Source organism: Pseudoalteromonas sp. G4 (assembly GCF_028875915.1).
Taxonomy (GTDB): domain Bacteria; phylum Pseudomonadota; class Gammaproteobacteria; order Enterobacterales; family Alteromonadaceae; genus Pseudoalteromonas.
In genome coordinates this window covers 1-9,481 of record NZ_JAPEHW010000113.1, presented here as the reverse complement: position 1 = coordinate 9,481, position 9,481 = coordinate 1, and the positions used below count along the sequence as shown (strand labels likewise).

12 protein-coding genes are annotated in these 9,481 nt (G+C 40.4%); 3 read left to right on the top strand and 9 right to left on the bottom strand.

Going from position 1 to position 9,481, the window contains the following annotated elements:
* The 6 genes from dnaX to ON073_RS19415 form a co-directional block, all read right to left on the bottom strand.
* On the bottom strand, window positions 1–1,472 hold a 1,472-nt coding region (gene dnaX, locus ON073_RS19440), incomplete at its 3' end, for a DNA polymerase III subunit gamma/tau (RefSeq protein WP_274763536.1).
* Window positions 1,473–2,024: an adenine phosphoribosyltransferase gene (gene apt, locus ON073_RS19435; RefSeq protein WP_274763535.1), complete on the bottom strand. Its 552-nt coding sequence runs from the start codon at window positions 2,022–2,024 to the stop codon at window positions 1,473–1,475.
* A 155-nt stretch (window positions 2,025–2,179) separates the two neighbouring features.
* Window positions 2,180–2,305, bottom strand: coding sequence for a hypothetical protein (locus ON073_RS19430; protein ID WP_267884427.1), 126 nt, complete (start codon window positions 2,303–2,305; stop codon window positions 2,180–2,182).
* A 70-nt stretch (window positions 2,306–2,375) separates the two neighbouring features.
* A complete protein-coding gene (locus tag ON073_RS19425; RefSeq protein ID WP_274763533.1) occupies window positions 2,376–3,110 on the bottom strand; it encodes an HvfC family RiPP maturation protein in 735 nt (244 codons plus the stop codon).
* Complete coding sequence (locus ON073_RS19420) at window positions 3,110–3,925, bottom strand: HvfB family MNIO-type RiPP peptide maturase (protein ID WP_274763537.1); 816 nt, start codon at window positions 3,923–3,925, stop codon at window positions 3,110–3,112. The genes ON073_RS19425 and ON073_RS19420 overlap by 1 nt, the downstream gene beginning before the upstream one ends.
* A gap of 90 nt (window positions 3,926–4,015) precedes the next feature.
* Window positions 4,016–4,540 (bottom strand): HvfA family oxazolone/thioamide-modified RiPP metallophore, encoded by a 525-nt coding sequence (locus ON073_RS19415; protein WP_274763532.1) that lies wholly within the window; start codon window positions 4,538–4,540, stop codon window positions 4,016–4,018.
* A gap of 223 nt (window positions 4,541–4,763) precedes the next feature.
* On the opposite strand from ON073_RS19415, the gene ON073_RS19410 reads away from it, so the two are divergent.
* Both ON073_RS19410 and ON073_RS19405 read left to right on the top strand, forming a co-directional pair.
* Window positions 4,764–5,729, top strand: coding sequence for a tRNA-dihydrouridine synthase (locus ON073_RS19410; RefSeq protein WP_274763531.1), 966 nt, complete (start codon window positions 4,764–4,766; stop codon window positions 5,727–5,729).
* An 84-nt stretch (window positions 5,730–5,813) separates the two neighbouring features.
* Window positions 5,814–6,143 (top strand): TraR/DksA family transcriptional regulator, encoded by a 330-nt coding sequence (locus ON073_RS19405; RefSeq protein WP_274763530.1) that lies wholly within the window; start codon window positions 5,814–5,816, stop codon window positions 6,141–6,143.
* Window position 6,144: 1 nt separating this feature from the next.
* On the opposite strand, the gene ON073_RS19400 is transcribed toward ON073_RS19405, so the two are convergent.
* Window positions 6,145–7,125, bottom strand: coding sequence for a hypothetical protein (locus ON073_RS19400; protein ID WP_274763529.1), 981 nt, complete (start codon window positions 7,123–7,125; stop codon window positions 6,145–6,147).
* Between the two features lie 41 nt (window positions 7,126–7,166).
* Here ON073_RS19400 and ON073_RS19395 point away from each other — a divergent pair, with 41 nt between their 5' ends.
* Window positions 7,167–7,673, top strand: a complete 507-nt coding sequence (locus ON073_RS19395; protein WP_274763528.1) for a GGDEF domain-containing protein — start codon at window positions 7,167–7,169, stop codon at window positions 7,671–7,673.
* 120 nt (window positions 7,674–7,793) lie between these two features.
* Here the strand turns inward: ON073_RS19395 and ON073_RS19390 are convergent, their stop codons facing one another.
* Both ON073_RS19390 and ON073_RS19385 read right to left on the bottom strand, forming a co-directional pair.
* Window positions 7,794–9,080 (bottom strand): hypothetical protein, encoded by a 1,287-nt coding sequence (locus ON073_RS19390; protein ID WP_274763527.1) that lies wholly within the window; start codon window positions 9,078–9,080, stop codon window positions 7,794–7,796.
* Window positions 9,081–9,088: 8 nt separating this feature from the next.
* A partial coding sequence (locus ON073_RS19385) for an energy transducer TonB (RefSeq protein ID WP_274763526.1) occupies window positions 9,089–9,481 on the bottom strand: 393 nt, incomplete at its 5' end.

The window sequence follows — 9,481 nt, the reverse complement described above, 5'->3', positions numbered from 1 at the left end:
TGTTGCTGTTGCTGTTGCTGTTGCTCAAACATTGCAGGTGCAGGAGACTGCGCTGTCAACTGCTCAGCTTGTGCAAGTACATCATCCATTTGCTGATTTACTTGCTGCTCTAATTCAGCTTGAGCAACTTCTGGTACTGATTGTTCTGGTGGCGTTTGCTCTATTGTTGGCATTGCAACTGCCGCTGGTGCAGCAGAAATAGTTTGAACTGGTTCAGATCGTGGCTCTGGTTGTTGCTTTTGTTGAGGCTCTGGTTGCGCAATCGGCTTATTTTCCAGAGCTTCTTTTTGTTTTTTTAATTGCTCTTTTAGTGAAACGCGTGCGCTTGGAGTCGCTTGTGATGTTTGCACTTGTTGGTTTTGCTGTGCTGACGGCTGTGCTTGCATGCCTGCAGGTTCAAATGCCAGCAACTTTAGCATAACCATTTCAAAGCCAAGTTGCTCTGTTGGTGCCAGCATTAAGTCTTTTTTACCGTTTAACAGCAGCTGGTAATACACCTGAATTTCACGGGTATCTGCCTCTACTGCCAGCTGGCTAATAAAGTCAGCGTATTGTTCGCTTAGCTGCGCGGCTGATGGCACTAATTTAGCAACTAAAATCAAATGGCATAATTTAATTAAATCATCTAAAACTGCGCCATAATTGCCGTTTTGTAAGCCCAATTTTGCGCTTAGTTCTAATAAACTATCACCATCGCTTGCCATAGCCGCAATCAATAAACTTTGCGCCCACGTAATATCCATTAACCCAAGCATTTGTTTCGTTGCTTGGTGGGTAATATTGCCGTTGGTTTGCGCGATTGCTTGGTCTGTTAAACTCAGTGCATCACGCATACTGCCCTTAGCACTTTGCGCAAGTTGTTTGAGCGCTTCAGGCTCGAAAGCTAACTGTTCTTGATTAAGAATATGCGTTAACTGAGTGTCGATTTCATGTTCAGAAAGTGCTGCTAAGTTAAATTGCAAACAGCGAGACAAAATCGTAACGGGTAGTTTTTGCGGATCAGTCGTCGCAAGTAAAAACTTAACGTGCTCAGGTGGCTCTTCTAAGGTTTTTAACAGCGCATTAAAGCTGTGCTTAGAGAGCATGTGTACTTCATCGATAAGGTACACTTTATAGCGGCCACGGGTTGGCGCATATTGTACGTTATCGAGAATTTCACGGGTATCTTCTACTTTGGTGCGTGACGCTGCATCGATTTCAATCAGGTCGATAAAACGGCCCTGCTCGATATCAACACAGGCATTACAGCTGCCACACGGCTGACTAGTAATGCCTAATTCACAATTAAGGCTTTTTGCAAAAATTCTGGCAATAGTGGTTTTACCTACACCACGGGTACCGGTAAATAAATACGCATGGTGCAATCGCTTTTGATCAAGCGCATTTACCAAGGCTTGTTTAACGTGTTGTTGCCCAACTAACTGATGAAAGTTTTGTGGACGCCACTTTCTTGCCAGAACTTGATAGCTCATTTACTCGCCTTCAAACTCAACTAGTTTAAGAATATTTAAGCCAAGACCTGCTAAACGGTCTTCACCACCTAGTTCAGGTAATGAAATTACAAATGCAGCATCACTTGCTTTACCACCTAACTTTTCAACAAGTTTAACCGTTGCTTCAATAGTGCCGCCTGTTGCAAGTAAGTCGTCTACAAGTAACACTTTGTCGCCTGGCTTAATTGCATCTTTGTGGATTTCGAGTGTGTCTTCACCGTACTCTAGTTGATACGATTGCGAAACTGTTTCACGTGGTAATTTGCCTGGCTTACGCACAGGTACAAATGGAATGCCTAATTCAAGCGCAAGTGGCGCGCCAAAAATAAAGCCGCGTGACTCAGTGCCAATAATCACATCGAATGCATTGTCTTTATATTTTTCAACAAGTGCTTTTTGCACCGTTTGGAATGCTTTTGGCTCAGCTAATAAGCTAGTAATATCACGAAACATAATGCCTGGCTTTGGATAGTCTGGCACAGTCGCAATGCTGTTTTTTACTAGTTCTAAGTCTGAAACTGACAAGGTCATGGTTTTCCCCAATATTTTAATTACAGGTCATTATACAAAGTTTGACATAAAAACGAATATCAAATGCGGAGGATTCGTAAGATTAGCGTATTTCAGAAACAACAAAGGCCGATAAATCGGCCAAATCATCACGAAAATACGTGGCGGTATTTAAATTAAGCGCTTAGTAAAGTCGCCCAACCTAGAATTGCATTTAAACAACCAATGCCTGCAAACACAGCTAGGAAACCAATGAAGTATTTTGCATTGAACGGATCTTTAAAATCACCTTTTTGCGCCATAATTACCTCTACATCTTAAGCACGAAAAATCGCCGCATATGATAGAGGAAGTTGATCTAGATCAAAAGTGTTATTTTGTGACCAATACGCCTTTTTCAGCAAGATCAATCAGCGTGCTTACTAAACCACTTTCAAGTACTGACTCCTCAACTTGCGGTAACGCCGCTAACATCACATTTAGCAAAGCACTAAAACTAATACCAGGGTTGCTTTCAATTTGCTGTAATAAATGGGCTGTGATGCCGTTAATTGCGACAAACTGAATGTCATCATCGCTATCGCGGTAAATCACTAAGTGATTCCCTTCATCCATTGCCGCTAACTGTGGATTATCACTTGATGCAAATTGCACTGGGTAAGCATAACTTACACGCCATGCCAGTGATGAAAAATACAAAGGCTGTGATTGTATATCGGTAATTTGCCCTTCATTAGGGTCTTGATCTGCAATAGAGAGTGCAAGTTCAACCCATTCATAATGGGCAAGTTCTAGCATATATTCAGGATCGGCATCTGTGAGCTGATATTCATTTGATAAAAATGCCAAAAACTCTTCGGAAATTTGTAAAAAATAAGGCGATTTGCAATCGTGCTGGCTAAAAAATTTGCGTACTAATACCAGCCAATCTTCTTCGCTGTAGAGTGACTGTAATACTGGAAATGCAGAGCTAACAAAGCCTTCAACATTATTAAAAAAGAGTTCGCGGTAAATAGCTAAACGGCGGTCTTCAATATTTGGAAACGCGTTATTTTCAGGATCGCGAATATGCTGCATAAAAGCATGTTGTGTTGCTTGAAAACTCATTAAGCACTTTCTCGCTTGCTTTGTTCGGCTTGAATCGTCGCAATTGTGTCGACTTCAACTAACAATTCTGACATTTCGGGAATATTAAAATCACGTTCTAACAAAGTTGGGAACACACCATGAATTTGATAGGCCTCGCGCAAAAGCTGCCACACAGGGTCAATTACATCTGCGCCATGGGTATCAACAATTAAATCTTCAGCCTCATTATAATGACCCGCAATATGACCATAACGAATGCGCTTTGTAGGCAAGCCTTTTAAAAACTCAGAAGCACTGTAGCCGTGGTTAATTGAATTTACATAAATATTATTTACATCGAGTAAGAGTTCACAATTGGCCTCTTCTAATACCAAATTTGTAAAATCTAACTCAGAAATTTGCTGTGCAGGGGCTGCATAATAAGACACGTTTTCCATCGCAATAGGCATTTCGAGAATGTCTTGTACCGTGCGAATACGCTCTGCAACATAACGTGCTGATTCTTCGCTAAATGGTATTGGCATCAAGTCATACATATGGCCTTTACCAGAACAGTAACTTAGATGTTCACTGTATGCTTTGATATTGTGCTGTTTAAAGAACACCTTGAGTTCTTTAATAAAATCGATATCAAGTGGCTCTGGCGAACCGATAGACAGTGATAAGCCATGGCACACAAAATTGTGTTGCTCAGTAAGCTGCTTAAACTTCTTCCCTAATGCACCACCTAAGATAAGCCAGTTTTCAGGTGCGACTTCTAAAAAGTCCACTTGCTTTGGGTAATTGTCGATTAAAGGGTCAAGCATTTCACGCCTAAGCCCTAGCCCTACCATACCGAAATCATGTTTATTCACTGCCCCTCCAAACCTTTTTATTATCTAATTAACTAAAAGGCCAGCTAAGCTGGCCTTTCAAGCTATTAACTAACGGTGACCGCCGCACTTGCCTTCGCCACACTTACCTTCTTTTTTAGCTTTTTTGTCGCCACCGCATTTGCCTTCGCCACACTTACCTTCTTTCTTAGCTTTGTGGTCGCCGCCGCATTTGCCTTCGCCGCACTTGCCTTCTTTTTTGGCTTTGTGGTCGCCGCCGCATTTGCCTTCACCACACTTGCCTTCTTTTTTAGCTTTGTTTTTAGCGCCGCATTTGCCTTCTTTTTTAGCTTTTTTGTCGCCGCCGCATTTGCCTTCGCCGCACTTGCCTTCTTTCTTAGCTTTTTTGTCGCCGCCGCATTTGCCTTCGCCACACTTGCCTTCTTTCTCAGCTTTTTTGTCGCCGCCGCATTTGCCTTCACCACATTTACCTTCGCCCGCATCTAGCATGTAGCCAGATTGCATTGCTGTTACTTGGAATGGATTTGCGTGAGCCGCTGTTGCTACTAGGCTTGATGCACCGATTACTGCCGCACCTACTGTCATTGCTACTGAATTTTTATTAAGTGTTTTCATAGTTGTCTCGTTTTACGTTTACTTGATTGTTTAAGGTGACCTAGCTTTTATAAATATTATTTCAAATAAATTTAATTTTTTTGGTCAATTACTTAGTAAATCTCATTATGGTACAGCTAACCCATTGAGCAAACTCAGTTTAGCGCTGTAATTAAAAAAATAATAGTGTTTAGCTTTTAAGCTCGTTAAAATCGCCGCCGAGAATCACAAGATAAGCGTAGCGATGAAACTAATTTTGGCCCCAATGGAAGGTGTTGTTGACTTCCATATGAGAGAATTACTTACCGATTTTGGTGGGTTTGATCTATGTGTTACCGAATTTGTTCGCGTTGTTGATGCGCTTTTACCGCCGCGGGTATTTTTTCGCTATTGTCCTGAGCTTAATTTCTCAGGAAAAACCAAAGCAGGCACACCAGTTCGTATTCAATTACTTGGGCAAAATGCGCCTATTCTTGCTGAAAATGCCGTTCGTGCCGTTGAATTAGGTTCTCATGGCGTAGACTTAAACTTTGGCTGCCCTGCAAAAGCCGTTAATAAAAGCAAAGGTGGTGCTGTTTTACTTAAAGAGCCTGAGCAAATTTACCAAATCGTAAAAGCCGTTCGTAATGCTGTACCAGAAAAGGATGAGGTTTCGGCTAAAGTGCGTCTTGGTTTTGATGACAGTTCACAAAGCCAAGAAATATTTGATGCTGTTAATAGTGCCGGCGCAAATAGTATTGCTATTCACGCCCGCACTAAACGTGACGGCTACCGCCCACCCGCCTACTGGGAAAAAATAAAACCTCTTAAAGAAAAAAGTAATATTGAAGTTGTTGCCAATGGTGAGGTTTGGAATTTCGAGCAATACACCTTGTGTAAAGAGCGCAGTGGTTGCGAGCACGTTATGCTTGGCCGTGGTGCATTAGCCCAGCCTGATCTTGCTGCTGAAATTGCTGCAAGGCGACTCGCTAAAGATTATCAGCCTATTTCATGGCAAGCTGTGTTAACGCATATTGTTGATTCGAACATGCACTGCGATGGCGGTAATAGTGAACGTTATTTTGCGAGTCGTACTAAACAGTGGCTAGCTTACTTAAAGCTGCATTACCCTGAAGCTGAAATTTTCTTTGAAGAAATTAAGCGCTTAAAATCAAGCCAAGAAGTGCTAGATAAAATTTTACAGGCGAGTAACAAAGTTACGAGTTGTTGATTCATATCATGTCGCGTTAAAAAGTCCGCCCCTATAATCCATTATTGCACTATCTATGTGCTTGGAATTGAAAGGGGAATGAGAATGACAGTATCACTTGAGTTATTCAAACGCAGGCTACAAGTAGAGTTAGATACTTTACGTAAAGACGTTATTGAGCATTATGGACAAGCTCAGCCTGCCATTGTTAATGACTTACATACCATCAACTATAGTGATTGGCCAGATTTTCTGGAAAAGCATTTTCTATTGAATCATGAACCTAAATTGAGCCGTTTGGTTCAGTTAGAAGCGGCATTAGCCCAGTTTGATATTGGCCAATATGGTTACTGTGCCGATTGCGAAGAACCCATTGAGCTTGAATTGCTCAATAATGATCCAGCAACACAGCGTTGTAAGAACTGCTCCCATTAGGTTAATTACCTAATGGGATGTTCACCATTGCAAGCGCAGGTTCTTTCAATATTTTTTCTAATATTAAGTTTGCTTGAACGTTAGAAACTTTTAATTCATTAAGCAATACTGTAAGTGCATGCTCACTACTCCATGCTTGCGCATGGATCCCATAATCTACTTCAGCAATGATTGCTTGTTCAATGCCAAACTTAATATTGTTAAATTCTTCCAGGCGATTACTGTAAGCTGTTCGCCAGTCTAACCCACTTGTGTTATTGCACTCATTGGTTGTGTAGCAAGTGATAAACTTAGTTTCACTTGGTAAGTCAGTTTTAATCTCAAGTAAGCGGTTAAGAATGTCATTTGGTTTTTGCGCGCTTACAACAAAATAATTCAAACGGGCTTGATACCAATCTTTACCATTTGGCAATGCACCAATACCAGGACTGCGTCTTGGAACATAATCAGCTAAGTACTGATTAAATGTATTTAGTGCGTCAATTGAATTCGGATAATTTACCAGTTTAGTTTTAGCCTGTGTTACATGCTGTTGTAGTCTCGTTAACTCAAAATGACTAAGTCTTACCTTGTCTTGATAGGCTGATAGCATTTTGCCTTGTGTAAAGGTAATAAATTCAGCTAAAGCAACATCATTAATTTGTGAATTCGAATTAACATAATTCAAAACTGGATTGGCATTATACGGCCACGGGAAAAAGCGTTCAGTAAAGCGCTGTTCAATTGTCAATAAAGCGACTTCTGTATTGCCTTTATCCGCTCTTAGAAGCTGTTTTAGTATGTTATCGCGCGCTATTAAATAATCGTCGCTAAAAGGCCATACAGATGTACTCGTTTGCTGTTTTACAGGCTGAAGCAGATTATTTAAAGTTTTATATTCCGTAATTAATTCTTCTTGGCTTTTATTCTCAACTGGCTTTTCACACCCAAATAATAAAAAAGCAGTACAAATTGCGATGAATAATTGCGTAAATTTAATCAATGTAATCTAACCTTAAAAGAGAATGTAAATCTGGAGCGCATATGATTTTTTCATTTCAAAACGCCTCATTTCGCGATACAGAAACAGGATTATACAACCAAGCCTACTTTATGGAAATTTTTAACCGCGAATGGCACAGACTTATCCGCGATAAAGACAGTTTATCCATTTTATTATTTAATCCACATATCAAGTTGTTAAATGAAGCAGATACAGCTCGCTTAATCCAAGTCGGTAATATTTTGACCGAGCAAACGTTACGCAGTACAGATATCACGTGTCGCTTTAATAAACACTGTTTTGCAATGGGATTATTTGGCTTAGATGCAAGTGGCACACAAGTTATTGTGGAGCGAATACAACATGCTTTACATGAACAGGAAAAGCTCGGTTTGCTGCATTGTAACATTAGTATTGGTGCAGTTAATGTGCTACCAGATAATGGTATTGAGCCAGAAACAGTATTTGAGAGGACAATTACTGCACTTCACTGTGCGGAAGAAAGCGGGATAAATACCTATCAAATAGATACCTATTCTCTTCATTAAGCTAAGCATTTATATACTATAGGCAATAAAAAAGCCCCAACAGGGGCTTTTTTGTGCAATACATATTAGATTTTAACGCCCTTACGGATCGCTTTATCTTTAATGTACTGAGACCAGCTCTTAGCAAATTTCTTCGTCTGCGGATAATCCTTTATCTTTAATGTACTGAGACCAGCTCTTAGCAAATTTCTTCGTCTGCGGATAATCTACCGCTTTCTGAACATTTTGATAAGCCAATTTATACTTTTCTTGCTGAAGGTAAGCTTCTGCAAGGTCTAAGTAAATCTGACCTTTCTTGTTATTGCCAAGCTCTAACGCTTTCTTCAAGTTTTGAACAGCTAGTGCATAGTCTTCGCTAGTTACTAACATTGAACCTGCTTTACGATATAACTCTGAGTCATTATCGTAATCTGCTGCTTCAACATATAACTTAGCTGCTTTTTCATAGTGCTTAGCATTATGGAAATATGCACCAAGTGTAGAAACTGTAGACTTGTCTTTCTTAACTTTCTTTGCTTTTACCGCTTTTTCAAGTGTAACACCTGCTTGGTAAGGCATTTCGTTAAGTGAATATAAGCTAGCAAGGAATTTAAAATGGTTTGCTGTTTCAAGCGCACCATTACGTTCTGCTACTTTCGCAGCTGCAAGACCTTTTTTGTAGTCTTCAACTGTCATGTAGAAAGAAGCTAAACGAGTCCATAGCTTGTATTCTGTTGGCCAAATCTTAACTTGCTCTTCACTTGTTTTGATTGCGTTATTGAATTGCTTAAGCTCAACATAAGCACCTACTTTTAAGTCGTAAGCGTTTTTGATTGGCTCTTTCTTAGACAATTCAATTGCACGATCAGCTGGAGCAATGATGTTCTTGTATTCTTTTGTTTCGTAGTAAGTTGCTGCAATTGCTAAATAAACTTTTGCATCTTCCTCACCCGTAAAGTCCATCCAAGCATAATAAGACTCACGAGCCTCTTTATATTGCTTTTCTTGACGTTGTAAGTCAGCAATAAGCTTCATTACCGTCGCTTGGTCTTTAAAGTTTAGAACATCTGGCTTTGCTGCCGCTTTAGCAAGACGAATTGCATCGTCAAACTTTTCAAGCTGGTAGCTCATTTGCGCCATATAGTAATTAACCTGTGCTCTATCAAATTCATCAGAAGGCGAAATTTCCTTCATCATTTGTAAAGCTGCTGGAACATCACCCTCGATTCCTTTTTCCTGGTCGCCGTTGTAAACATCAAATGCTTTAACAACTTTTTTACCAGTACGTTCACCCATTACTTTGGTTTTGCGTTTCTTGCGTTCTTCAATTTTTGCAGGATCAGCTTTAGCCAAAGTAGGTGCAGAATAAACTGCACCACCAAGCGAAATTAATAAGGCAAGCGCGGTTACTTTAGATAAAGTTTTCATACTGCCTCCTAACCTTGGTCAAGTTTAAAGTCGAGTTGAACTTCAATGCCAGCTTGACGTTGTGGCTTACCATCAACGATCTTAGGCTTGTATTTCCACTTACGTAAAGCACGTTTAGCTTCACGGTCGAAAATACGTTTCGGTTCAGCGTTAATTACTTCAATATCAGTTACACCACCAACTTCATCGATAGTAAAGCGAAGTTGTACCCAACCTTCTTTACCATCACGCGCAGCTTGTGGCGGATATTTAGGCTCAATTCGAACGATAGGTGTAGCATCACCATCTCGGCCAAATGCGCCTGGGCCATCTAGACCACCTGCCGTACCACCAACATCAATTGATGGCATATTAAACTGTAATCCTGAGTTACTATTACTCGAATTATCAGGTTGTGGCGG